General features: G+C 71.5%; 26 protein-coding genes and 1 tRNA gene. 4 read left to right on the forward strand and 23 right to left on the reverse strand.

Annotated features, from left to right (window positions below):
* Positions 1-3: 3 nt before the first annotated feature.
* Positions 4-711, reverse strand: coding sequence for a nucleoside/nucleotide kinase family protein (locus ACX27O_RS28555; protein WP_358134564.1), 708 nt, complete (start codon positions 709-711; stop codon positions 4-6).
* 104 nt (positions 712-815) lie between these two features.
* On the opposite strand from ACX27O_RS28555, the gene ACX27O_RS28560 reads away from it, so the two are divergent.
* From ACX27O_RS28560 to ACX27O_RS28570, 3 genes are all read left to right on the forward strand, one after another.
* Positions 816-1,457 carry a hypothetical protein gene (locus ACX27O_RS28560; RefSeq protein ID WP_458940389.1) on the forward strand — a complete coding sequence of 214 codons (642 nt, stop codon included), beginning with the start codon at positions 816-818 and terminating at the stop codon, positions 1,455-1,457.
* A gap of 107 nt (positions 1,458-1,564) precedes the next feature.
* Entirely contained in the window at positions 1,565-2,356 is a 792-nt protein-coding gene (locus tag ACX27O_RS28565) for an alpha/beta fold hydrolase (RefSeq protein ID WP_458940390.1), read from the forward strand.
* A 35-nt stretch (positions 2,357-2,391) separates the two neighbouring features.
* Entirely contained in the window at positions 2,392-2,952 is a 561-nt protein-coding gene (locus tag ACX27O_RS28570; RefSeq protein WP_458940391.1) for an AAA family ATPase, read from the forward strand.
* A 47-nt stretch (positions 2,953-2,999) separates the two neighbouring features.
* Here the strand turns inward: ACX27O_RS28570 and ACX27O_RS28575 are convergent.
* The 4 genes from ACX27O_RS28575 to ACX27O_RS28590 all read right to left on the reverse strand — a co-directional run bounded on the left by ACX27O_RS28575 (position 3,000) and on the right by ACX27O_RS28590 (position 5,632).
* Positions 3,000-3,076 (reverse strand) — tRNA-Ile (locus ACX27O_RS28575).
* Between the two features lie 121 nt (positions 3,077-3,197).
* Complete coding sequence (locus ACX27O_RS28580) at positions 3,198-4,436, reverse strand: FAD-dependent oxidoreductase (RefSeq protein ID WP_458940392.1); 1,239 nt, start codon at positions 4,434-4,436, stop codon at positions 3,198-3,200.
* Positions 4,437-4,560: 124 nt separating this feature from the next.
* Entirely contained in the window at positions 4,561-4,830 is a 270-nt protein-coding gene (locus ACX27O_RS28585; RefSeq protein ID WP_030330371.1) for a LysR family transcriptional regulator, read from the reverse strand.
* 379 nt (positions 4,831-5,209) lie between these two features.
* Positions 5,210-5,632 carry a hypothetical protein gene (locus ACX27O_RS28590; RefSeq protein ID WP_458940393.1) on the reverse strand — a complete coding sequence of 141 codons (423 nt, stop codon included), beginning with the start codon at positions 5,630-5,632 and terminating at the stop codon, positions 5,210-5,212.
* Positions 5,633-5,915: 283 nt separating this feature from the next.
* Between ACX27O_RS28590 and ACX27O_RS28595 the strand changes: the two genes are divergently transcribed.
* Positions 5,916-6,122 carry a hypothetical protein gene (locus tag ACX27O_RS28595; RefSeq protein WP_030330373.1) on the forward strand — a complete coding sequence of 69 codons (207 nt, stop codon included), beginning with the start codon at positions 5,916-5,918 and terminating at the stop codon, positions 6,120-6,122.
* A 121-nt stretch (positions 6,123-6,243) separates the two neighbouring features.
* On the opposite strand, the gene ACX27O_RS28600 is transcribed toward ACX27O_RS28595, so the two are convergent.
* From ACX27O_RS28600 to lxmK, 18 genes are all read right to left on the reverse strand, one after another.
* Complete coding sequence (locus ACX27O_RS28600) at positions 6,244-7,539, reverse strand: helix-turn-helix domain-containing protein (protein ID WP_081883761.1); 1,296 nt, start codon at positions 7,537-7,539, stop codon at positions 6,244-6,246.
* Positions 7,540-7,847: 308 nt separating this feature from the next.
* Positions 7,848-9,059, reverse strand: a complete 1,212-nt coding sequence (locus ACX27O_RS28605) for a glycosyltransferase (protein WP_458940394.1) — start codon at positions 9,057-9,059, stop codon at positions 7,848-7,850.
* A 5-nt stretch (positions 9,060-9,064) separates the two neighbouring features.
* Positions 9,065-9,700 (reverse strand): GOLPH3/VPS74 family protein, encoded by a 636-nt coding sequence (locus tag ACX27O_RS28610; RefSeq protein WP_210865400.1) that lies wholly within the window; start codon positions 9,698-9,700, stop codon positions 9,065-9,067.
* A gap of 56 nt (positions 9,701-9,756) precedes the next feature.
* Positions 9,757-10,611: an ABC transporter permease gene (locus ACX27O_RS28615; RefSeq protein ID WP_458940395.1), complete on the reverse strand. Its 855-nt coding sequence runs from the start codon at positions 10,609-10,611 to the stop codon at positions 9,757-9,759.
* A complete protein-coding gene (locus tag ACX27O_RS28620; RefSeq protein WP_358129533.1) occupies positions 10,608-11,531 on the reverse strand; it encodes an ABC transporter ATP-binding protein in 924 nt (307 codons plus the stop codon). Before ACX27O_RS28620 ends, ACX27O_RS28615 begins: the two co-directional genes overlap by 4 nt.
* On the reverse strand, positions 11,528-12,679 hold the full coding sequence (locus tag ACX27O_RS28625) for a nucleotide disphospho-sugar-binding domain-containing protein (RefSeq protein ID WP_458940396.1): 1,152 nt from the start codon (positions 12,677-12,679) through the stop codon (positions 11,528-11,530). Before ACX27O_RS28625 ends, ACX27O_RS28620 begins: the two co-directional genes overlap by 4 nt.
* Positions 12,680-12,732: 53 nt before the next feature.
* The gene (locus ACX27O_RS28630; RefSeq protein ID WP_030330380.1) at positions 12,733-13,044 is read right to left on the reverse strand and encodes a transcriptional regulator; all 312 of its coding nucleotides are present in this window, start codon (positions 13,042-13,044) and stop codon (positions 12,733-12,735) included.
* On the reverse strand, positions 13,041-13,517 hold the full coding sequence (locus ACX27O_RS28635) for a hypothetical protein (RefSeq protein WP_156057406.1): 477 nt from the start codon (positions 13,515-13,517) through the stop codon (positions 13,041-13,043). The genes ACX27O_RS28630 and ACX27O_RS28635 overlap by 4 nt, the downstream gene beginning before the upstream one ends.
* A gap of 10 nt (positions 13,518-13,527) precedes the next feature.
* Positions 13,528-16,119, reverse strand: coding sequence for a M16 family metallopeptidase (locus ACX27O_RS28640; RefSeq protein WP_358129538.1), 2,592 nt, complete (start codon positions 16,117-16,119; stop codon positions 13,528-13,530).
* Between the two features lie 9 nt (positions 16,120-16,128).
* Positions 16,129-17,025, reverse strand: coding sequence for an aminoglycoside phosphotransferase/kinase family protein (locus ACX27O_RS28645; protein WP_210865397.1), 897 nt, complete (start codon positions 17,023-17,025; stop codon positions 16,129-16,131).
* On the reverse strand, positions 17,022-17,657 hold the full coding sequence (locus ACX27O_RS28650; RefSeq protein ID WP_051708268.1) for a flavoprotein: 636 nt from the start codon (positions 17,655-17,657) through the stop codon (positions 17,022-17,024). Before ACX27O_RS28650 ends, ACX27O_RS28645 begins: the two co-directional genes overlap by 4 nt.
* Positions 17,654-18,619 carry an LLM class flavin-dependent oxidoreductase gene (locus ACX27O_RS28655; RefSeq protein ID WP_030330385.1) on the reverse strand — a complete coding sequence of 322 codons (966 nt, stop codon included), beginning with the start codon at positions 18,617-18,619 and terminating at the stop codon, positions 17,654-17,656. The genes ACX27O_RS28650 and ACX27O_RS28655 overlap by 4 nt, the downstream gene beginning before the upstream one ends.
* Entirely contained in the window at positions 18,616-20,385 is a 1,770-nt protein-coding gene (locus ACX27O_RS28660) for an ABC transporter ATP-binding protein (protein WP_458940397.1), read from the reverse strand. The genes ACX27O_RS28655 and ACX27O_RS28660 overlap by 4 nt, the downstream gene beginning before the upstream one ends.
* 24 nt (positions 20,386-20,409) lie before the next feature.
* The gene (locus ACX27O_RS28665) at positions 20,410-21,426 is read right to left on the reverse strand and encodes a methyltransferase (protein WP_081883762.1); all 1,017 of its coding nucleotides are present in this window, start codon (positions 21,424-21,426) and stop codon (positions 20,410-20,412) included.
* Positions 21,427-21,511: 85 nt separating this feature from the next.
* Complete coding sequence (locus tag ACX27O_RS28670; protein ID WP_030330388.1) at positions 21,512-21,700, reverse strand: LxmA leader domain family RiPP; 189 nt, start codon at positions 21,698-21,700, stop codon at positions 21,512-21,514.
* Positions 21,701-21,771: 71 nt separating this feature from the next.
* Entirely contained in the window at positions 21,772-21,954 is a 183-nt protein-coding gene (locus ACX27O_RS28675; protein ID WP_030330389.1) for a hypothetical protein, read from the reverse strand.
* A 102-nt stretch (positions 21,955-22,056) separates the two neighbouring features.
* Complete coding sequence (locus ACX27O_RS28680) at positions 22,057-23,016, reverse strand: T3SS effector HopA1 family protein (protein WP_458940398.1); 960 nt, start codon at positions 23,014-23,016, stop codon at positions 22,057-22,059.
* On the reverse strand, positions 23,013-24,095 hold the full coding sequence (gene lxmK, locus ACX27O_RS28685) for a class V lanthionine synthetase subunit LxmK (RefSeq protein ID WP_030330391.1): 1,083 nt from the start codon (positions 24,093-24,095) through the stop codon (positions 23,013-23,015). Before lxmK ends, ACX27O_RS28680 begins: the two co-directional genes overlap by 4 nt.
* Positions 24,096-24,589: the final 494 nt, after the last annotated feature.

Here is a 24,589-nt window from a genome sequence, read left to right on the forward strand (position 1 = left end):
CCCTCACCGGCCGCCCGGGGTTTCGGTGAACGGATCTTCTCGGCGGGCGGTCTCCCAGACCGGTCGCTGCGGCTCGTCGTTGTGCACGACGATGTCGGCGTGCTGGGTCGGGCAGGCCGTAGCGAAGTAGAGCTGCTGAGAAGGGATGTAACGCTCGCGCCAGCGTCGTTCGACGTCGGCCCGAGGTGACACCAGCCGCTCCCGGATGACGGCACGATCCACTGTCTTCTCCAGTGCCGTGGACACGAAGATGCGCAGGTCCCACCGATCGACCAACTCCGCGCGCAGGAGGAAGACGCCGTCGAAGACGAGCACGGCGTCGGGTGGGGCGGTCGTGACCGGCGGGGACAGCACAGCGTCCGCGGCGCGGTCGTAGACCGCGTGTTGGAAGCGCCGATCTCCGCCCGGCCCGAGCGGGTCGAGCAGGACCCTTTTCAGCGCGTCGTTGTCGTGGGTGTCGTGGTAGCAGCCTTCGGCCGAGTACTCGCCGCGCGGATAGCGTTGTGCTCGGGGGAAGAGGAAATCGTCGATCGAGGCGCGGATGACGTCGCGGCCCTGGTCGCGCAGGACGACGGCCAGTTCGTCGGCGAGGGTGGTCTTACCAGCGGCGGGTGGTCCGTCGACGGCGACCCGCGTCGGGTGCGCGACGGTCACGGACCCGACCGCCTCAGCCAGGCGGTGGATCAGGTCGTCGCGGGTGCCGTGGGCCAGGTCTGCTGGTTCTCGTCTCACATCGCTCCCCCACCGTCCGTCGACGGCCCGCGAACTGGATGCGAATCCCTGTCACAGTGGGTCACATCACGTATGGTCGTCCGATGGTCGCACGGTTGCTGGCGTACCTCCGCCCCCCGCTTGTCGTCTGCGGACACGTGGTGGCACTGGTGTTGCTCGCCCTGGACGCGCGCCGTGAATGGAGTGCGTACGGGCTTGTCGTGCTTCTCCTGCTGCTTGGTGCGCTTGCCGCGATACCGGCGGCGCTGGTCGACTCGCCGAGGTTCCGGCTGGTCAGCCTGGCCGCACAGACCGTCGGAGCCGGCGTCGTCGCGTTGGGTCTGCACGACTCGGCCGACAAGCGGGCGCTCTGGGTGTACGTGCTGTCCGCACTGGTGGCGGTGGTCTCGCCGACCAGCCGGCCGGGGCTTGGCCGGATGACAGTGATCGGCGTGGGGTCGGCAGTGGTGCTCACCGTCGGCGTGTCAGCTCCGGCACTGGCCTGGGGTGGTGGTCAGCCCGAGGCGGTGGTGTGCGTGCGGCAGGGGGAATCCGCTGACGAACTGGTGCGCGAGAGCCACCGCTTCGACCCCGACGGCGTGGTAGCAGGCTTCGGGTCCGAAGGGCCGCAGGTACCGTGCCTGGAGGTGCTGTTCGATCCCGGTGCCACCGCTGGCGACGCCGCCGACGTCGTCCGCGGCTACTCCGTGGACCCGAGGGTCTCCTCCGTCAACCGGACGCGCTGACGCTGGAGGGTCGACTGGTCTGGGCGATTCCGTGGTGGGGCGGGCGGGACTCGGACCCCCACACCGCTCCCGACGCGCGGGGAACCACGGGTCTAACATCCCAGGTCATGCGTAGGTTCTTCACCGTTGGGAGTCGGACTCTTTCCTATCTGGACTTCGGTGGCCCGGGTGCTCCCTTCCTGGCTCTTCACGGGCACTACAACGAGGCGTCGGCATTCGCGCCGCTGGCTGAGGCGTTGGCACCGCAGTGGCGGGTGATCGCGCTCGATCAGCGCGGGCACGGAGCGTCGGACCGTGCCGAGAGCTATGCGCGTGACGATTATGTCGCCGACCTCGCCGCGTTCCACCGGCACCTGCAGGTCGGCCCCGTGGCGGTGCTGGGCCACTCACTTGGCGGAGTCAACGCCTACCAGTACGCCGGGCGGTACGCGGACCGGGTCACCGCGCTGATCGTCGAGGACATCGGCGCGGACGTGGACGTTGACTGGTCGTTCACGACCAGCCTCCCCCGCCACGCGCCGTCGCGCGATGCGCTGACCTCGGCACTGGGCGCGGCGGCGCCCTACCTGGAGTGTTCCTTCCGCCAGTTCACGGACGGATGGGGCTTCTCATTCGACATCGGCGACACGGTCGCGTCCCAGCAGGCACTCAGCGGTGACCACTGGAAGGACTGGGTTTCGGTGAGCTGCCCTACTCTCCTGATCCGTGGTACGCGCAGCGATGAACTGGCGGCGGACCACGCTCGCGAGATGATCGCCCGTCGCGCCGGCCAGGCTCGTCTTGCCGAGCTGCCCGCCGGTCACGTGGTGCATCACGACGCTCAGGCAGAGTTCGCCGCCGCCGTTCGCGCCTTTCTGTCCGAACTCGGGAATCGTCCCGACTCAGGATCGCGTCCATAACGCCGCCCGGTTGCTCATGCGCGTTAGGGTGCGCCGTGATCGTATGGATCAACGGCACCCACGGCGCGGGCAAGACGACGACCAGCGCGCTCGTGCAACAACTGGTCCCGAATTCACGGGTGTTCGACGCCGAGAAGGTCGGCGAGACACTCATGGACATCACGCCGGGGCTGCCCGAGACGGACAACTTCCAGCACTGGCCGCCGTGGCGGCAGCTCGTCGTCGAGACCGCCCACCGCGTGCTCGACTACACCGGCGGCACTCTGGTGATGCCCATGACCGTCCTGGTGGAGCAGTACTGGCGCGAGATCAGCGGAGGCCTCGCCCAGCACGCCATACCGGTGAGGCACTTCGTCCTCCACGCCGACCAGGACACCCTCCGCAGGCGTATCGAGGGGGAACACCCCGTCCCCTCCCCGTTCCGTCTCAAATACCTTGCGCCCTACGCCGAGGCGGCCCGCACCTGGCTGCATGCCGAAGCCGAGGTCGTTGACACCACGCACCTCACGCCCGCGCAGGCAGCCCAGCAAATCGTTCTCCGGGCCACCGGGGGGATCGCGGGCACGCTCCTGGCGAGACCTGAAGGCCGGCACTGACGGTCGTTGTCCGGGTCGTCGGCAGCATGGCTGACCGGGGGGACGGCTGGTGGGGCGGGCGGGACTCGAACCCGCGACCGAGGGATTATGAGTCCCCTGCTCTAACCGGCTGAGCTACCGCCCCGAACACCGCGCCGGATCTTATCCCGCTCGGCGGTCAGCAGCCAGCACCGCGCCGGCCGGCGCCCACGCCTGCGCCAGCACGATGGGCAACAGGAATATAACAGCGTGCTCAGGTACGCCTGTCAGCCGGCACGCAGCTCGTCCAGCACCGCGCCGGCGGCGCGCCAGCCGCTGGTGAGAGCGCCCTGGATCGATGGGCTGTCCCGGTGGTCACCGGCCACGAACAGGCCCTCCCCCAACGCCACCGGCTTGCGCAGTTGGCCCTGCGGTGGTGGTGCGGCGGGTAGCGCCTCGGGGACGGCGACGGTGGTGAGGTGGGTCCAGTCGGCGGTGGAGCGGCCGTACAGCCGGGTCAGCTCGGCCCGGATGGTCGGCTCGGGTGGGGCCGTCGGGCCGACCACCGAGGTGGCGATCAGGTGTCGTCCGGTCGGCGCGTATGTGGGGGCGGCGTTGCTGAGCACCACGGTGTTGGCGACGAGTTCGCGCCGGCCGCCGTCGACGAGCAGGATCGGCTCGGTGAGGGGCGGCTCGGGCGCGCTGTGGTAGTAGGTGGTGTAGCTGTGCATGCGTACCGTCGCCAGGGTCGGCAGCAGCGCGGACGCGGCGGGTGGGTCGACGGCGACCACGACGGCCCGGCAGCGGATGTCGCCGGCCTGGGTGCGGACCCGGCCCGGAGCGACCTCCGCGACGGGGGTGTCCAGGTCGAGCAGGTCGGCGGGTAGCGGCGCGGCGATGGCCAGTGGCAGCGCGGCCATCCCTTCGGCGGGCAGGCCGATCCGGCCGCGGGCGAAGGAGCGCAGCACCATCGCCAGTACGCGGCTGGAGGTGGACAGCTCCCGGTCGATGAAGACACCGGAGAGGAACGGTCGCAGCAGTTCCTCGATGAAGGCGTCGGAGAGGCCGGCGCGGCGTAACGCCGTCTCGGTGCTGGTCTCCGGCGCGGCGAGCAGCCGGGACGTGGGCAGGGTGGCGCAGCCGGTGGCGAGCGCGGCGAAGCGCAGCCGGTCGAGCAGCGAGCCGACCCCGGCGAGCGCGGTGCCGGGCCCGCCTGTCGGTTCGCGCACTGGGTTGACCAGCCGCAGCAGGTTGTCGCCCTTGCGGACCAGCACACCGGAGGTGAAGTAGCCGAGGTTGAGCTGGCCGGTGTCGAGCAGCGTGCCGAGCCGGTGGTAGGCGGTGTTGAGCACCTGGAAACCCCGGTCGATGAGGTGACCGTCGATCACGTCGGTGGCGACTCGGCCGCCGAGTCGGCCGCTGGCCTCCACCAGCCGCCAGGGCACGCCGGCGCGGTGCAGTCGGCGGGCGGCGGCGAGGCCGGCCAGGCCGCCGCCGATGATGACGACGTCGACCTCAGCGCCCATGCCGTCATCCTAAGCCGATCAGCCGCGCGACCTCGGTGGTTGCCACGGACGGCGAGGAGTACGTGGACGCGAACGAACCCCGGGTTCTCGGCAGGTCCGAGGCCCCGGGGTTCGGGAGGGAACGTCAACCGGCGAGCGCCAGATCGGCGGTTGTGGCCTTGATGCCGCGCATGAGCGTGAGGACGGCCTGGACGGACGGCAGCATCAACGCGCCGGAGCGGGTCAGCGTGACGCCGGCGGAAGTACGGACGAACAGCTTCGTGCCGAGGGTCATCTCCAGGCACTTGATCTGGTAACTCACTGCGGGCTGCGAGTAGCCCAGGGCCCGGGCCGCCATGTCCATCCGTCCGTGCTCGGCCACCGCGACGAAGGCCTGTAGTTCGCGCTCGTTCACCTGATACCCCCGAATATCGTCTGGCTCCGCTTGGCTTGTCATCACCAGGCAGTCATCAGAGTAATGACTTTCGTCATGCCGGTCAATACCGTCCGGCGGAAGTCCCAGCCGCATCGTGCCCGGTCAGAGCAGCTTTCAGGAAGTACACAGCCAACTTGTGGTGACTCCATCAGAGTCATGCGCTACAGGAGAGTGAGTCATACTCGATGACTGGATCGGACGAGGGTCGCCGTTGGCGGTCGGTCGTCCCGCACGACGACGAGGACCTCCGTCGCAGGTGGCAGGTCCACCTCGACCGGAGGTCCTCGTGATTACCGCTTGTCGGTGCCGCCCACACCCGACCTCGACCTGCGGGCCGCGGCGGCGCACCCGGCACTGGTCACCAGAGCGTCGTCGAAGCGCCGCAGGCGGTGCCCGCGCACAGCCGGGCGGTGGCGGAGGGCCGACCGATCAGGAAGGTCTGGAAGGTCGTGACGAACGACTGCGGGCTCTCGCCGGCGCACGTCACCGGCGACTCCCAGGTGGTGCCGCCGTGCTGGATCTGCACGTGGAAGCAGCCGGTGGCGGTGCCGGTCGTGATGATGCCCTTGACCGTACGCTTCTGGCCGACGCCCAGCGGGTCCTGCTGGACGGTCTGGGTGCCGCTCGCCGTGGCACCGTCATAGGTCACCTGCCACGCCAGCGGCAGCACGGACGTGGTGGCGGACGGGCGGGCGAGCGCGGGCGCGGCGACGGAGACCGCGGCGGCAGTCATCAGTACGGTCGCGGTGACCACCCGGCGGACTTTTCCTGACAGGGACATGAATTGCCTCCGAATACCGATCGATGGTTCGGGAAGCGGCGCGGCGGAAATGATGCGGCAGGTTACCGATCACATTGCCGTGCTCTCGCCGAAGCAATCTCAGCCATCGGGTGACGGGGCGGGCAACGCCATATCGAACTCTTGAAAGAGCAGCCCAGCCGCAGGCGGGGCGGCGCGCGATTTTAAGGGCAGCCGGCTGCCTTACGCCACCCCCGATCAGCCTGGCTCCAAAAAATTCGAACCAGACTCCACCGGCGCGACGCGAGCCACTAGACATAGAGGCATGACGAAGCACACCGCAGCCGCCGCCACTGACGACTCCCGCCTCGTTCGCCGCCTGGTGATGCCGGCGATCGCGTTCGCCGCGATCGCGCTCGCCGGCTCGGAGGCCACCGACGAGGCCGCTACCGACACGTCTCAGACCGGCGTCGTCGCGGTCGCCGACGCGCCGGAGCTCGCGGCCCCGGCGTCGGCCGACTGGCCCTGGTGAACGACGACGCTCGATCAGCCGGTCGCGGCAGCGAGGGAGCCGCGGCCGGCTTCGCGCCCTCCATCACCTGACGGTGCTGGAGGGCTTCTTCATGTGCCCACCGCTTGTTCACGGACCCGGCTCAGGACGCCGGGGCGTCATCCACCTCACGCCAGATCTGGACCGCCCGCCGGTACGCCGAAGCCGCCTCGGCGAGCTGAGCCGCCCGGCGCAACGAGCCGGCGGCCTCCTCGGACCGCCCGCAGCGGCGCTGGGCCCGGCCGACCGCCAGGACGAAACGCACCCGCTCGATGGCCGACAGGTCGGCCTCGTCGACGGTGCTGGCGATCTCCAGCGCCCGCTCCGGTTCGCCGACAGCCACCGCGTACCGGACCTCCAGGCTGGCGGCGGCGGACGGTGAGGTGGCGAGATCGGCGGCGGACATGGCGGCGCGGGCGGCGACCATGTGCGCGGTGATCTCCGACAGGTCGGCTTCGGCGTCCATCAGCGCGGACACCGCCGCGGCGGCGAACCGCGCCCAGTCGCGCAGCGAGGTGGTGGGGTTGGCCAGCATCTCCCGTGCCGAGCGCAGGTGCTCCAGCGACCGCTCGACCTCGCCCATCCGGGCCATCGCGATGCTCGCCACCCAGTGCGCGCGACCGGTGATGGCGGGGCTGTCCAGCTCCAGCGCCATCGCCATCATCCGCTCGACGATCCGGATCACCTCGGCCCCGCCGCCGGCGTCGCTCAGCACCGAGATGTGCACCGCGTACAGGCGAATGTGCTCGCTGCCACGGACGAACGCGGTGCTGGTGATCTCCTGCTCGGCGAGCTCGATGTGGGTGAAGGCCTCGTCGAGGCGGCCCACGTCACGGGCCGCCCCGATCAGCGCGATGCGGGCGCGCACGAGCGCCTCCGGGACGCCGGTCTTCTCGGCGACCTCGACGAGTTCCTCAAGCAGCGCGTGTCGGGCGACCCGGTCGTTGCGCTGCTCCAGGATTCGTTCCAGGGCCAGGCCGTGGCTCAGCATCGACGCCGCCTCGCCGGCTTCCCGGGCGGCACGGTAGGCGCTGGTCAGCCCCTGCTCGGCGCGGACCAGATCGCCCTGTTCGATGGCGCTGCTGGTGACCAGTTCCTGGGCGAGCCGGGCGGCCTCCACTGGCGGTCGCGCACCGTCGTCGGACGGTCGCGGCCCCGGCGTCGGCGCGGGCGCCGGGTCCAGGGCGGCGTCGTCGACCAGGGCCGCCATCGGTACGCCGAGGACACCGACCAGGTGGGCGACGACCTCCAGCGTCGGCACCCGGGTGCCGGACTCGAGCAGCGAGATGTAGGACTGGTTGACCGCACCCACGGCAAGGTCCCGTTGGGACATTCCGCGTTCGGTGCGGAGGCGTCGCAGCCGTCGCCCGAAGTCGGGCTGAGCAATCTGCGTGGCCATGCGACTACCTCGTGTGCCTTTCCGTAATCCAATACGACGCGGTCCGACGCTGGACCAGGGAGCAGAATACGCCGAGCACGCCGACGCATCGCCTCCGCCGAATGGCCCGCGCTGAATTCTGCCGGGACCATACCGGGGTACGGAGCGGGGGCGGTGAACGCCCCCGCGAGCAACCCCGGGGGAAGGTGCTCGCGGGGGCCGGGACCCGTCACGGCCCGGAGGTGATGACTCCGGTATATGACTGGCCCCGGCTACCTGCCCGACGGGGTCCGACTGGACACCTCCGGGCGGGTCGCGCCTGCTCCCCTCTATCCCACCGAAACCGACGCAGTCCGACAAGTCGCTATTGAAGATTTCGAATCGACACCGGGCGACGACGCCTGGCGTGGTCCGGCACCGGCAGGTGAGCGGTTCAGCAACCGGTCCAGCACCCCCCGGGCCACCCGGGCGTCGAACCGGGCCGACAGCCCCGCTCCGGCCGTCGCGACGAGGCGTCCGGCCAGCTCGTCGTCGCGGAGCAACCGGACCAACTCGCCGGCCAGCTCCGCGGCGGTCTCCCCGCCCAGGACGTCGACGCCAGCCACCAGCCCCATGCCCTCGAAGGCGATCGGTGTGCCCACCACCGGTACGCCGTACTCGATCGCCTCACCCACCTTGCCCTTGACGCCGGCGCCGTAGCGCAGCGGTGCGACCGCCACCCGGGCCTGCCGGTACATCGGTGCCAGATCGGGCACCCAGCCGTGCACGGTGACCCGGTCACCGGCCATGGCCCTGACCGCCGGCGGCGCCGCGTCACCGACCAGATCTACCGTCACCTCCGGCATCTCGGCCCAGACCAGCGGCATGATCTCGGTACACAGCCAGCGGGCCGCGTCGACGTTCGGCTCGTGCAGATAGTTGCCGACGAAGAGCACCCTCGGCGTCGACGCCCGCTGCGCAGTGGTCCGCGCCGGCCGGTGGATGTTCGACAGCACCTCGACCCACGCGTCGGGCACCAATTCCCGCAGCAGGTGACGCTCCTCGTCGGAGACCACCAGCGTCACGTCGCATTCCCGGGTCAGCAGCAACTCCACCGCCCGCATGCTGTCGGCTCGGGCCCGCAGCGCGTACCGGTCCGGGCTGTTCTGCGCGGCGGCCAGCGCCGCCTGCCGGTCGAGTCGACGAAAGTGCACATCGACCGTGTCGTACGCGACGAGGCAGCCCGGCGCGGCGTCGCGCACCCGCGCCAGCATCTGCACCGCCGGCTCGGGCCGGCAGAGCAGCGCCAGGCCGATCCGGTGCCCCTGGTCGGCGAGGAACCGGACCTGCTGCCTCCGGTCGGTGATGACACCGACGCCGGCCGCCCGCAACCGGTCCGCGTACTGCCGCTCGGCCGTCCCGTTCTGCGGAAGGAACACGACCTGACGCCCGAGGGCGAGCAGCTCGTCGATGACGCGTTGCAGGCGCAACGAACCGGAGTCGCGGTCGGGTGTCGGCAGCTGGTGGTCGACGACGAGGACCAGGTCGGCGGCGGGTGACACGGCGGTCAGCTCGCGGCGAACAGAATCAGGAGCTGTGCCGTGTCCAGCCCGTGGAAGGCGTCCCGCAGCGGGCCGGACGCCCAGGCGGTCCGGGCGATCTCGGCGGCCCGCTGCCGGGTCGCCTCGTCCCGGGCACCGGGGACCGCGCCGATGCCGTGCAGGATCGTGATCAGCACGGCGGTCTCCTCGTCGGGCCGCGCGCCGTTGAGGGCCGCGTCGATCCCGGCCCGGATCTCCCGCTCCCGCGAACCGTCAGCGGTCGGGAAGCTGCGGGTCTTCACCAGGCCGAGCACGCGATTCTCCTCGACCCGGATCGCGCCGTCGGCGGTGAGCAGCTCCAGCAGCGGCTTCCAGCAGTCGTGCCCGAGGTTCTCGGCGGCCCAGCCGACCTTGGTCGGCTTCTCCCCCAGCTTCGCCAGCGCGGTGTCCAGGGCGGGGTCGCCGGTCGGGGTGCCGTCGGAGACCACCACCCGGGCCTCCCGGGCGTCGTCCGACGCGGGGATCGAGATGCGACCGGCCCGCACCAGGTCGAGCAGCACGGCACTGCCGACCGCCCGGTACCGGCGGCCGAGGTCGACGGTGCTGCGCCCGCTCTCGTCGTCGAGCAGCAGCAGGACAAGGTCTTCGGCCAGTCGGGACATGAGCACTCTCCTCGGTGGGATCGGATGAACATCGAACAGCTACGGGTGGATCAGGGTCAGGCCGCGCGGCGGCTCAGGGCGCGGTCGCGGCGGGCGGCCATCGTGGAACCGGACTCGCGGCGGGCCATCAGGCGCAGCACCACCGGCGCGGCCAGCATGCCCAGCACCGCCCAGCCGCCGAGCACCGCCACCGTCTCCCAGTGCCGCCACGACTCGCCGATCTCGGCGGCGAGGGCGCTCTCCGGCAGCAGCGCGGACCGGGCCGCCAACCCCAGCCAGTACAGCGGGAACACCTGCGCGACGACCTGCAACCAGGTCGGGAAACCGGCGATCGGGTGGAAGATGCCGGAGATGGTGGCGAGGGCGAAGACCGGCAGCATGATCAGACCGATGCTGCGCGGGCTCTCGATCAGCGAGCCGAAGACCGCGCCGAGGGGCAGCATCGCCAGCAGGCCCAACGGCAGCAGCCAGAGCAGGATGAGCCACCGCCCGGCCTCGCCGAGGTGCAGACCGTCGACGAGCAGCGCGCCGGTGCCGAGCACCGCGACCCAGGCGACCAGGACCATGCCGGCGACCAGCAGCACCTTGCCGATCAGGTACGACACCATCCCGTGCGGCAGCGCCTTGAGTCGCAGCAGCGTGCCGTCCTCGCGTTCGACGACGAGTTGCTGCGCCAGGTTGAGCAGGCCGTTGAAGCCGATGCACATGCTGAGCAGGCTGGGCAGGACGAAGGCCGCCACCGACACGTCGGTGCCGGCGAGCATGTTGTCGCGCAGGAAGTAGATCGGTGCCAGCAGGCCGATCAGCCACACCAGGTTGCTGCCGAGGTCCTGGCCGTTGCTGAGCACCTGGCGCAGCTCGGTGCCGCCACGACTCAGGCCCTGCCGTACGGCGTTGCTCGTCACGTTCATCGTTTCGCCTCCTCGCCCGCCACCATGGACAGGTAGATCTCCTCCAGACCGGCCCGGTGCACCCGCAGGTCGTCGACCTCTGCGCCATCCTGGATCAGCTGCCGCACGAACGCGGAGACATCGGCGGTACGGGCGCTGTGCGCCCGGCCGCCGCTGGTCCAGGTCACCTCGGCCTCCCCGCCGAACTCGCGGGCCAGCTCGGCGACGGTCCCCCGGGCGGCGATCCGACCGCCGGCCAGGATCAGCACCTGGTCGGCCAACTTCTCGGCCTCGTGCAGGTCGTGGGTGGTCAGCAGGATCGTCATCCGGGCGTCGGCCAGGTTTCGGAGCAACTCGTGGAACTCCTGCCGAGCCTGCGGGTCGAAGCCGACGGTGGGCTCGTCCAGGAAGAGGACCTCGGGCCGGCCGACGATGCCGACGGCGATGTCGAGGCGGCGGCGCTGCCCGCCGGAGAGCGCGGCGATCGGCTTGTCGGCCTGCTCGGTCAGCCCGACGGCGGCCAGCAGCTCGTCGACATCCCAGGGCCGGGTCACGCCGTCGGTCGCGTACGGCCGGTAGAAGGAGCCGAAGTGCGACAGCAGCTCCCGGACCCGCCACTTGCCGTGGTCACGCCAGGACTGCAGGACGATGCCGAGCCGGGCCCGCCACGCCTCGTCGCCACGGGCGGGGTCGACGCCGAGCACGCTGACCTCACCGGCGGACCGGAGCCGGAAGCCTTCCAGGATCTCGATGGTGGTGCTCTTGCCGGCGCCGTTGGGCCCGAGCAGGGCGACGATCTGGCCTTGGGTGATGGTGAAGTCGATGCCACGCAGCACCTGCTGGGTGCCGTAGCTCATCCGCAGCCCGCTTACCCGCACCACGGGCGGCGGCTCCGCGGGGGCGGTCCGGACCGGATCCGGTGCGGTGAGAGTGCTCGTCATGCCGCGCGTCCTTTCTCGACAGGGGTCGCCCCGGCCAGGGGCAGGTGCAGTTCGATGTGGTCGGCGGCGGCGCGGGCACCACCGGCGGTGGCGATCTCGGCGCGCAGTTCGTCGAGCCGTACCCGGGTTTCGGGGCTGGTCGTGACGGCCCGCACCGCGTCGCGCACGGCTTCCGCGGCGAAGGCCCGGGGCGGGACGACCCGGCCGACGCCCAGGGCCTCGACGCGGGCGGCGGTCACGAACTGCTCGACGCCCTGCGGGACCACCACCAGCGGCACGCCCTGGGTGAGCCCTTCGAGGACGCTTCCGGTGCCGCCGGCGGTCACGAAGACGCCGGCCTGTTCCAGCACCCGCACCTGCGGCACCCAGCGGTGCACCTCGACGCCGGCCGGGAGGTCGCCCAGCGCGGCCGGATCGACTGTGGTGCCGGTGGCGATCACCACGTGCCAGCCGTCGCCGGCCAATGCCGCCGCGCAGTCGGCGAAGACACCGGGCCGGGTGTTGTACGTGGTGCCGAGCGAGACCAGGGCCACCGGGCGGCCCGGCGGGGCGGTCCAGTCACCGTCGGTGCGTCGACGCCACGGCACCGGGCCGACGAAGAGGTACGAGTCGTCCACCTGCGCGGCGTTGACCTGCAACGATCGCGGCATCGCCACCACGCACGGCTTGACGTCGGGGGCGACCCGCACGGGGGCGCCGATCTGCTCCTCGCTGCCGGAGTAGAAGACGTGGGTCGGTGAGAACTGCACCTCCGGCACCCGCCAGTGCCTCGCCAGCAGCGGTGCGTGGGCGGTGACAGTGTCGTACACGATCAGGTCCGGGCGGTCGCCCTGGTACGCCGCCGCGACCTGCGGCAGCGCGACGTCGCGTTCGCGGGCGAAGACCGCGGCGGCCTGCCGGCCGTCGTCGTCGGTGGCGAGCCATCCGCGCCCAGGGGTGCCGGGCGACGGGAACGTCGAGGTGTACGGCACCAGTGTGGCGCCCGCCTCCTCGACCAGCGCACCGAAGGCGGGTGCGGTGGCGAAGGTGACGCGGTGCCCCCGGCCGACGAGCTCCGCCACCACGCCGAGCATGGGGTTCACGTGACCGTGCAGCGGCACGGACATGAAGGCGATGTGGGCTCCGGGCGGCGAGTGGGCTGGCGTCACGGTTGTTCCCCCCTCTTCCAGGTTGGCCGCCGCCGGTGCGAACGATCGGGTCGCTACGGACGGGGGCGGTCGTCGGTCACCACGCTGTCGGCGACTCGGCGAAGCTCGGCCATGTGCGCGGTGAAGACAGTTCTACCGAGCGGTGTGAGCGCCACCCAAGCGTGGATTCGAGAATTGAATGACTCCTTGCGCACTGTCACGTAACCGGCTTCCTGCAACACTTTGAGCTGCTTGCTGAGCACGGAGTCGCTGACCGCCAGGGCGTCGCGGATGGTCGAGAACGACAGCGACTCGACGCGGCTGAGCATGGCGCAGATCTGCAGTCGGTTGAGTGGGTGGATGACCTCGTCGAAGCCGGACCTCATGCCCGCCGGCCCAGGTCACGTACGAGCGCCGCGTCGATGCGACGGCCGGCGACGATCGTGATGACGAGCATGACGACGCCGCAGACCGCCATGCTGCCGCGCAGGTCGGCACCCCATTCGAGGGCGAGCCCGAGCACGATCAGCGCGGGCAGCGCGGCACCGGCGCGGACGCTGATCCGGCGGGCGCCGGGGGTCGCGTGGTAGCGGTCCAGTGAGATGCCGGTGACGTGGTTGGCCGCGAGGTTGAACAGCAGTGGCCCGACCAGCAGACCGATGATCACGCCGTACGGGATCCACGCCCAGCCGATGGAGACCGCCGCGAACGCCCACAGCAGGGACAGGCCGATACCCAGGTGGTACCACCAGGGCGCGACGGCCCGGTCGGCGATGATCTCGCGGCCACCGGCGACCTGGACCAGTGCCTGGCGCGCTTCCTGCGGGCCTATCCGGTTCATGATTCCTCCTGTTTCCATAATGGAAAGTCTAGGCTCGACTTTCCACAGCGGCAAGTCGATAGGTCGAAAAGTCGGCGGGCGGGTCACCCAGCACGACGGTGTGACTCAGCGCGCCGAAGAGGTCCCGGGCGGCGGCGGACACGTCCACGGGTCGCGGCGTACGCAGCAGCTCGGGCCGTCGCACCACCCAGTCCAGTCCGCGCCCCGAGGCCGTGGTGTGCCGCAGCGCGTCCGCCAGCCCCGCCGGTGAGTCGAAGGCCGACAGCAACTGCGCCGAGCAGTACCGGCGCACGGCCGCCAGCTCCTCCTGCGACGGCGGCTCGGCGATCAGCGCGGCAACCTCCGCACGGACCCCCGCCACCGCCTCGTCGATCCGGTCCCGCGGCACTGCCAGCCGCACGGACGCCCGCCGGTACCCGGCCAGCACGTCGCGACGCGCCACCATGACATCGGCGTGGCCCAGGCGACGACACCGCTCGGCCAGCCGGGCGGAGGTGTGCCCGCCCAGCAGCGCGGTGGTCAGATACCGGGCGGGCTCCGCCGACCCGACCTCGGGCTCACGCCCGGAGAGCGTGAGATGGACGGTGTCGCCGGCCGCCTCCCGCAACAGCAGCAGCTGCGGCCCGGGGTCGTCCGGTGCCGGTCGGGCAGCGGGCCCAGCCGGCCAGCTGCCCAGGACGTCGGCGACCGGGGCGAGGAGCACCTCGGCGTCGGCGGCGCCGACGATGACCAGCGTGGCGTGCTGCGGTCGGAACACCCGCCGGTGCAGCGCGCTCGGGTCGACCGGTGCCGGCCCGGTCCGACCGGCCCAGTGCCGGCGCAGCGCCTCGTCCATCCGCTGCTGTGGGGCGACCGGCGCGGGCCGGGCCGGCGGCAGCGGTCGCCACTCGGGCAGCGGCCCGGGAACCAGCACGTCGGCCACCACGCGCAGCAGCGCCGGCAACTGCGCGACCGGCGCCCACGCGCTCAGGTCGGCCCACTGGCCGTCCTGCGCCAGCTGCACCTCACCGCCGATGGCGGCGACCCGCCGGGCCGCGTCGGTGTGCGCGCCGAGGACCCGCAGCAGCTCGGCGGCCCGCCGCGGATCACGCCAGCCGTCCGGCCCGAGCGGTAGCCGCAACCGCAGCTCCACCAGCTCGGCCCGGCGATCGGGGATCGCGATGACCCGCAGACCGTTGCCGAGGCTGATCTCCCGCGCCCCGGTCAGCGTCGGCGGGACGGCCGCGCCCAGCTCGGGCAGCTGGCGCGGCCCGCCGGGGCTGGAACCGAGCTGCGCGGCGGTGCGCCGGGCCCGGCCCGGACGCCGGCCCGGCGCCCCGACCGCTGCGGAGTCCGGCCGCCGGATGGGCCGATCCTCCCCGTGCGGGCCGGCGACGAGCAGCGCGCTCGGCGCGGCGGCAAGCGCCGCAGCGGCCCGGGACACCCGCTCAGCCGAGGTGTCCGCGATCAGGCGGGGCAGGTCGTCGACCAGCTCCGCCCGACCGAACAGCAGCTCGAAGCGGCCCAGCGCGCGGCAGCGCTCCTCCAGCCGGGCATGCCGCCGGCGGTGCTGCCCGGCCAGTTCGGCAACCGCCCGTCGCACTCCGGCCCCGGCCCGCGCCGGATCGCCGAGGCCCGACCACTCGGCCGCCAGGTCGGCGACGAAGCCGTCCGGCGTCACGTCGTCCGGCAGCACGGCGGTCACCACGAAGGCATCCGGTGCCAACGCGTCGAGCGGCCCGAAGAAGCCGCAGCCGGCGCTGGCGCGTACGCCGGAGCGCGGCGGCCGCCACCGGGTGGTCATCCAGCCCAGCACCATGCACGCCACGTAGTCCGGCAGCTCCCGCAGCGGATCAGGCAGTCGGTAGCCGAGTGCCAGCGCGGTCCGCGTCGCGTCGGGGACCCGCTGACGGACCTGCCGGTCGGAGTCCGGCGGTGGCTCGGCGATCCACGGCGGCGGGTCCGCCGGCCGGGCGGGCACGCCCGCGAAGTGCCGCTCCACCAGCGGCCAGACCGCCGCCGCCGGGTGCGGGGTCACGATCGTGAGAACCGCGTTCGCGGGTACGTAGTGCGCGTCGAAGAAGGCGGCGCAGTCGTCGACCGTCAACGTCCGCAGCCTGGCCACGTCGCCGTACCCGTCGTGGGCGTTGGCGAACGACCGGAACATCACCTCGGGCAGGCCCGGCCACGGCAGCTTGCCGTACAGCCGACTGTCCCGCATGCTCTCGATCTCGCGGCCCACCTCGACGAGCTGGCTGGCCAGCTCGGCGTCGGTGAACCGCGGCGCGCGCATCCGGTCCGCCTCCCGGAACAGCGCCTGTTCCAGCGCCGCGGCCGGCACCACCTGGAAGTAGTCGGTGTAGTCGGCGTGCGTGGTGCCGTTGGCCGTACCGCCGAGCGGGTGCAGGTCGTCGTAGAACCGCCCGTCCGGCAGGCTCTCGCTGCCCCGGAACATCAGGTGCTCGACGAGGTGGGCGATCCCCTCGCTGCCCGGCGACTCGGCCCGGAAGCCGGTGCCGTAGTGGACGCTCACCGCGCACCGGGGGGTCGGCCAGTGGGGCAGGAGCACCACGCGCAGGCCGTTCGGCAGCGTGCGCCGGTGCAGCGGATGAGCGGGCCGTGACCCAACCGGGACAGTCATGGGTTTTCCTCAGGAGGACAGCAGGTGCCGGGCGAACCCGGTGTATTTGTCGAAGACCTTCGGCTCCCAGCCGACGTAGCTGATGTAGTCGTGCACGTGCAGCAGCACCCGGAACGCGACGGTCTCGCGCCACCGGTCGTCGAGTTCGCGGCCGTAACCGTCGAGCAACGCGTTGATCAACAGTTGCCACGCCGGCCGGTCGCCGCCGAGATACCACTGCAACTCGACGAGCTCACCGAGGACCCAGCCGAGGTCGTAGTACCAGGGCGCGGCGCACACGTCCTCGCCGATGAGCGCGTCGGCGGCCGCCGACTCCCCCTCCGCCGGAATGAGCGAGCCCAGACCGGGCGCACCGTGGCACAGGACACGCTCGTCGGCGGCGGCGATCTGGGCGGTGTGCTCCCGCACCCGGGCCAGGGCCGCGCCGCCGAGCCGGGAGCGCAGCAGGGATTCGGCGTACGCGCCACGCGGGTGCGGTGAGCGCCCGTTGAGCCAGCGGGTGAACCGGACCAGCCCGCGCGGCGCTCCCCCTGCCGCGACACCGGGCGGGAGCGGTTGCGCGTGCAGCTCCCGCAGCGCCTGGCCGAGCCCGTGCAACAGCGACGCCATCGCCGGCTCGGGGCCGTTGCCCAACAGGACGGCGGCCACCGAGGTCGCGCCCCGTACCCGGTAGGTGCGGGCGTCGCCGTCGGGCTCACCCACGACCCAGTGCACCGACGTCGCGCCCGGTCGTGCGGTGCCGAGCCGGCGCGGTGCGGTGCCGGTCGGCACGAACGGCGCGGGCGCCAGCGGCCCGGGGGCGCGCCGCCACCGGTAGCCACCGGCGGGTTCCGGGCGTACCGCGGTGACCAGCAGGCCGGTGCCGAAGTCCCGGCCGGCCGGCGCGGTCACTGTGGCGGTGGTCATCGGGTCGCTCCCCCGGTCAGGACCGGCACGTCCACCTCGGCCAGCTCGCGACGGCGGGCCTCCAGCCTGCGCAGCGCCTCCGGCAGTGGTGGACTCACCCAGCCGTCGTCACGGCCGGTGGTGAGGCTGCGTGCGGGCAGCGGAGGGATCAGGGCCACGTTGCGCCGCTCGGCCAGCGTCGCCCAGTGCCGCTGGAACGCCGGGCTGTCCAGGCCACCGGGCGGCAGCGCCGGTGACAGGCCGACCGGCGCGGAGGTGCACTGCATCGCCAGCAGCGCCGGGCTGTCGGCGAGCCCGAGGGCGAGCCGGGCGACGAAGTGGAACGTCGCCGGGTAGACCAGCATGGCGTCCGCCCACTCGACGTGCTCGACGTGCCGAGCCCGCTCGCAGTCCTCCCAGGTGTCGACGAGCACCTCGTGGTCGGTCCGCAGGCTCAGCGCCTGCCGGGTCACGAACCGCAGGGCGCTGGGGGTGGCGACCACTGCCACCTCCAGCCGGGGGTACGTCTCCCGGAGCCAGTTCAGCCAGGTCGGCACGTTGCTGGCCGCGGCCGAGCCGGTGATCACCAGCAGCAGCCGCCTCAGCTCCAGCTCCGGTGTCTCCAGGAACTCCAGCGGTGGCCCGGCACTCATCGCGCCACGTTCCCGAGGATGGTCTCCAGCTCGCCCAGCGTGGTCTTGGCCCCGTAGGTCACGCAGACCCCGGCCAGGTTGAACGCCACCTCGTCGGCGCCCGCGGCGCTGAACTCCTTGATGCCCTGCGTCAGCTCCTCCTGGTCGCCGTAGAGGAAGGCGCCACCCTCGACGAGGGCCCGACCGCTGGCCCGCGGGTCGTCGGCCATGTCCACGTCGATGCCCGAGCGGCTCAACATGTCGATGTAGTGCGGCAGGCGCATGTGCCCGGAGTTGCTGTTCAGGGCGAGGTCGACCGGGTCGCGGTCGGGCGTGCGCAGCGCCATCGGCACGATCGCGACCACGCGCGGCATCGGCCGCCCGGCCCGCTCCGCACCCCGGCGCAGCGCGGGCACCACGGTGTCGCGCAGGTACGAGGCCGGCGTCAGCCAGGTGATCGCCACGTCCGCGACCTCACCCGCCAACTCCGCCATCCGGGGCCGCAGCACGCCCAGCCCGATCTCGATGGCCGGGCGGGGGAACGTGCCCAGTTCCATGCCGCAGGAGAAGAACTCGCCCTGGTGGTTGACCTTGCCGGTCTCCAACAGGGACCGGACGATCGTCACGTACTCGCGGACCGCGCCGAGCTGGCTGCGGTACGGGGCACCGAGCGTGCCGCGCTGCAACGACGCGCCACCGGGGCCGAAGCCGGCCACCACGCGGTGCCCGGTGGCCACCGCCAGGGTCTGGGCGCGCAGCGCGGCGTCGTACGGGTGCAGGAACGGCATGAGGTTGACCGAGGTACCCATCGGGACCCGGAAACCGCTGGCCGCGGCGTACGAGAAGCTGATGTGGGTGTCGCCGACGTTGCCCTGCCCCTGCCAGAGGCAGGATGCCTCGCTCCACTGGGTGAGCGCGGCGAACGGCAGCAGCTGCTCGGGGCGGCGCGGCGCGAACGGCATCATGATCGAGTAGTGCGTCATGCCAGGGCTCCTGTTCCGACCAGCATCTGGCCACGGACCAGATCGGTGTAGTTCGAGCAGTTGCGCAGAAGCTCGTCGTGCGGCCCCTGACCGACGACCTCGCCCGACTGGAGGATGACCACGTGGTCGGCGTGCTGGATCGTGGAGATCCGATGCGCCACGACCAGCACGGCGCGGGTCGCGGCCAGGTCGTCGACCAGGTCACGGAGCTTCTGCTCGTTGATGCTGTCCAGGTGCGACGACGGTTCGTCGAGGAGCACCAGTGGGGCGTCGGTCAGCATGGCCCGGGCGATGGCGAGCCGCTGACGCTGACCGCCGGAGAGGTCCACGTCGCCGGCCAGGACGGTGTCCAGGCCCTGCGGCTTGCGGCGGATCTCGTCGGCCAGGCCGACGCGGTGCAGCACCGCGTACAGCTCCCCGTCGGAGAACGCCGCCTCGCCACGGCCCAGGGTGAGGTTGCGGCGCACGGTGTCCTGCACCGAGCTGGCCGCCTGGTCCACGTAGGCCACCTGGGCGCGCAGGTCGGCGAGTGGCCAGTTGCGGGTGTCCCGGCCCTGCACCCGGATGCTGCCCGAGGTGACGTCGGCGAAGCGCTGGATCAGCTCCACCGCGGTGCTCTTCCCCGCTCCGGAGAGGCCGACGATGGCGGTCAACCCCCGGGCCGGCACCTCGAAGGAGACGTCCCGCAGCACCGGCGTGCTGCCGTAGCTGAAGTCGACGTGGTCGAACTGCACCGCCGGCACCGGACCGGCCGGAACGGTGACCGGCTGCGCGGTCTCGCCGCCGGACTCCTGGGGCTTCTCGAAGAGGCCGGTGAAGCGTTCCCGGGCGACAGTGCCCATCTTCAGTGCCGTGACACCCGCCGCGATCATCATGAACGGGCCGGTGAGCTGAAGCAGGTAGAGCAGGAACGCCACGAAGTCGGCCAGCGACAGGGTGCCGGCGACCAACCGCGCGCCGCCCCCGGTGATCACCGCGACCAGTGCGATCTGCTGGCCCAGGTTGACCACCGGGGTCATCAGGGCCTCCATCCGGGCGGCGTCGATCTCGCGGCGGGCGACGGTCTCGGCGTGGGTGGCCAGGTCCGCGCTCACCGACTCCTCGGCCCGGTACGCCTTGATCACCTTGACGGCGTCGACGGCCGCGACGAACCGCTGGGCCAGCAGGCCGGTGGACTCCTGCACCGCGACGTAACTGCGCCGCAGTCGCTTGACCACCAGGGTGATCAGGCCGCCGGCGACCGCGAACGCGCCCACCGTCACGGCCAGCAGGAGCCAGTCCAGGAAGCCCATGATCACCAACGTGCCGATGGCGGTGAGACCGGCGATCGGGAGCTGGATCGGGCCGACGTCGATCAGCTTCTTGACCCGCGAGGTGTCAGCGGTGATCCGGGTGACCAGGTTGCCGCTGCCCTCGCGTCGTACGTCGGCGAGCGGCAGACGCAGCGCGTGGCCCATGGTGCGGACCCGCAGCCGGCAGATCATCCGCTGGCCCAGCCGGGAGAGCAGGAAGGTGGCGAGCGTGTTGGCCAGTGCCGCGCCGAGCCCGAAGACGATCAGCCAGACCGTCCAACGGTCGGCGGCGCCGTCGCCCAGCGTGGCGATGAGCCGACCGACCGCCCAGGGCAGCGCCAGGGTGCCGGCGGTGGACGCCAGGGCGAGCAGACCGATCAGCAGCATCGTGCCCGGGTGCCCGGTGGCCAGGTCGCGCAGGATGCGCAGCGGCCGGTCCGCTTGTTGCCGCGCCTCCGGCGGATGGTGTCGCATGGGATTCTCCGTTCGGCAGCTGTGCTAGTGGGCGGTGAACTCGATCAGGGTCCGGACCGCCGTCGCGGGGCCGCGCCAGGAGACCTGGAGGCCGGCCTCGGCGCCGAGCCGCTCGATGTCCTCGACCGTCCGCGTGGGCGCCGGCATCATCGACCGCAGCTGAAGTTCCGAGCCGGGGCCGGAGACCGGCATGGCGATGTCGGCGACCAGCACCCGGCCGGTGGCTCCGGCCGCCTCCCGGCAGCGCTTCAGGATCAGGACCGCCTCGTCGTCGGACCAGTCCGCGAGGATGGCGGAGAGCAGGTACACGTCCTTGCCGGGCGGCAGCGGGTCGAAGAAGCTGCCCTGCACCGCCGTCACCCGGTCCGCGACGTCGCTGCGCGCGAAGCGTCGACCGGCCTCCGCCGACACGTTCCGCAGGTCGAGCAGGGTGCCGTGCAGGTGCGGGTGGGCCCGGGCCAGGGCCATGGTCAGGCTGCCCAGGTGACCGCCGACGTCGATGAAACTGTCGACGCCGCTCCAGTCGTACTCGGAAATGATCTTTCCGGCGTCCCAGCGGAGCACCTGCTTGTCGAGCTCGTCGGCGGCCTCGCCCTGCTCGCGCCACTCGGCGACGAAGGCCGGGTCGGTGTTCACCGCGTCCCAGTAGTCCCGGCCGAACTCGGCGGCGTAGCCCGGCCGGCCGGTACGCACCGTGTGGTCGAGGCGCAGCAGGCTCAGCGTGATGCTGCCGATCATGCCGTCGTTGCGCAGGACCTGACGCACGCTCTGCGGATGGTCCGAGCGCAGCGGATCGCCCAGCGGGGTCAGTGCGTACTCCCCGTCGGGGCCGCTCTCCAGGATCTTGATCTCGACCAGGTAGCGCAGCAGCGTCCCGGTCACGTCGGGGGCGCTGCCGGCGCGGTGGGCGATCTCGGCAGCGGTGGTGGCGCCGGCCGCGATGTGGTCCGCGATGCCGAGCGTGGCGGCCGCGCGGACGGCGGCCGGGACCAGAAGGTCGGTCATGGTCAACAGTTGCTGGAAGGGCGGGATCTCAGTCATCGCGGTGCACCTCGCTAGGGGTCGGCAGGGTCCGAGCGGCGGGCCGGCGGGATTCCGGCCCGCCGCTCCGGACCTGGTACTCGTTTCAGCAGCCGTCGTCGATGGTCTTCGAGACCACCTGGCCGCTCATCCAGCTGACGCCGGCGCTGACGATGGCGCAGCCGGGAGTCGTGGCGGGAGCGTCCGAGACGGCCGAGAGGTCGATGTCCTCGGCGGTGCTGTAGGTCTCGTAGCCCGCCAGCAGCTCCTCGATGTTGTTCGCCTTCTCCTGCATGTACCTCTCCTCTGTGTGCGTGGTGTTACCTGACGTCCGCCTGAGCGCGGACGGGATCGGGGAAGAGCTGGTCAGCAGGTCGCCTCGTAGGTGGCGGCGGTGAGGAAGCTGACCGCGGCGCTCGCGCAGTACCAGGTGGTCGCCGGGGCGTCCGCGACGGCGGAGACACCCAGGTCGTCGTCCGCCTCGAGGTAGGTCTCGTAGCTGGACACGAGCTCCATGATGTTGTCGCTCTTGGTGATGTCCGTGTTCACTTCTCTCTCCTTCGGGGAAGCACTGAGCTCCAAACTGGGAACGCCCCTGTTGACCCTCCCAGCAAGCGAGCTCAGGTCTTGGCGATGTGTTGTCGGTCGGTTTCAGACGGTGGTGTTGCGGGCCGGGTTGGTCGGGTCGATGCCGGCCTCCCGGAAGCGCGAGACGATCAGCGAGTCGACCCGCTGGAGGTCGTCGGCGGCCTCCACCAGTGCCGCGGCCAGGACGGTGGCGCGGTGCTGGCCGAAGCTCAGCCCCTGCCTGCCGGACCTGCCGTCGACCGGTTCCCAGGCCGTGCCGACGCCGGGGGCGATCCGCTCGACGAACACCGACGTCTCGGGGCCGGTGCCGCGCAGGCCCTGGGCCAGCTCCGCCAGGTCGGCGGCGACGTGCTGCCAGTCGCTGCCCAGGTAGACCACTATCGCGTCGCGTCGGGGATAGAGCTCCCGGGCCGAGAGCACCTTCGCCCGGTACGGCACCTGGCGCTCCTCGAGGAACGTGAGCACCTCGCGCCAGGCCTCGACCGCGTGATCCACGTCGAGGACGTTGAGGTAGACCCGCAGCACACCCCGGGAGGTGTCCCGTTGCCGGGAACCGTCGACCAGGAAGAAGCCCGGTGACAGCGCGGCCCGCCACGGCGGTACGGCCAACCGCACCGGCTCGCCCGGGGCGTACCCGGTCGTGGTGATCGCATCGATCGGCGCCCAGATCCGCAGGCCCTCACGTTCGACGAGGATCCGTCCGCGTCCGGCGGCGTCGCGCTGGACGGTGGACCGGACGACCGCCCCGACCTGGATCTGCCGGTGCGGCACGGCCGCGGTGAAGCGTTCCTCGAGTGCGTCCTCCCGCAACCGGGTCGGCACCTTGCCGTCCGGCTGGCCGGAGTGCAGCACGTTGTAGATCGATTCGGCGAGCAACCGGCGAAGCTCGCGGGGGAAGTCGGCGACGACCTCGCGACCACCGATCACGGCAGTGGTCCGGTCCGGGGAGACCCGGATCTGACGGACCGCGTCCCGGATCGCGGGGGCCAGTTCCCCGGCCAGTGGTTGGGCTTGCAACGTCATCGGGCACCTCCAAAGCCGAGGGTGGTGGCGAACTTCTCGGGGTTGACCAGCGCGGCGCGGCCGACGCCGGCGGCGGCGCGCTGGATGGCGGACAGCCGCGACGAGGACAGGGCGCCAGCGACCAGCCGGTCCAGCAGGTGCCAGCCGGCGAAGGCGGTCGCGCGGACCGCGAGGCCCGCATCGATGTCCGGCCGGACGTCGGTGTACGCCCGCCAGAACTCGTGCACCAGCGGCAGCAGTCGGCGCATCTTCTCGACACCGCGTTGCAGGACCAGCTCGTGGGTGAACTCGGTGTCGACGAACGCCTCGTCGCCCCGATTGGTGACCAGGTCGAGCACCGACCGGTAGACCCACTCCCCGGCGAACGCGCCGACGTCACGGGCCGGGTCGGCCAGTCGGAACTCCTCCCAGTCGGTGAGGAACAACCCGTCCTCGGCGACCAGGAACTGGTCCACCCGCAGGTCGCAGTGCGAGGGGACGCGGGGAGCGTCCCGTTCGGCGTCGCGCAGGCGCTGCACCGCGGCGATCAGCTCGGGGTCGTTCTGCAACAGCCGCCAGGCCTCGATCTCGCCGGCACTCGACTTGAGGAACACCGAGAGCGGCAGGCCCTGCAGGAACGTGACCGGCGGGAACCCGGGCGGCGACTCGTCGAGGCGCAGGCCCTCCGGTGGCGGGGTCGCGTGCAGGTGGCCGATCGCCCGGCCGACCTGCTGCGCGTGGGCCAGGCTGAAGGTCTCGTCGACCATCAGCGCGGCACCGTTCACCGCGTCGTTGATTCGTTCGAAAACGACGATCCGGTGGTCGGGGTGGCTGCCGATGAACTGCGGCCAGTGCACATTCTCGAAATTGGCCTTCGCGGCGTAGGCTTCGAAGTCGAGCAGCCTGCGCATTCTGTTCTTGGTGTCTTCGACCTGTCCGGTGAGGCGCTTGACGAAAACGTCCCGACCGCTTTCGGTGACTCCCGACCAGGCGTCGTTACGGCCGATTGGAGCAGAGACAGTGTCCCGTACGAACGGGCCGACACCCAGCTCCACCAGCACTTCGTCAACCTCGGGGACCGAGTCCAAGTCGATCGGCATCACGTGTTTCGTGACCACCGTCGCCACCTCCAACAATTCTCGGACGGGCACGCCAAGGCGCAGCCAACGTTCAGTTGAATATTCCGGCGAGGGTGCCGGACCCGGTCTTCCGCCTGCCTTTGCGACTGTCTTTCTGTCGTACCGGCGAGCGGCGTGGTTGAAGATAATCACGACCGGGTAGGACCCGGCAAGGCATCGATGTCGGGCCGTATTAAATTCGTTTCTACGGGCCGCGGCATTTTGTCCGATGTACCGGTTGGCCGAACCCGACAGGACGGCCGGTCAGCCGGCGAAACCCCAGGTCAGCGCGGATCGACGGGGGTTAAACCCCGGAATTTCCCGGGTTCCAACTTTCGCAACTGGGCGATCCGCTGGCCCAGCGACGGCGAGGCCGCCGCAACGGCCCGCTCGGATGCGCCAAAGTGGCTGGTCAGGGCCCGTCCAGCGGTCCGCGCGACAGCACCGGGCGACCGGTCGCCGGGTCTGCCACGTAC

The sequence above is a fragment of the Micromonospora sp. SD19 genome (assembly GCF_054462275.1).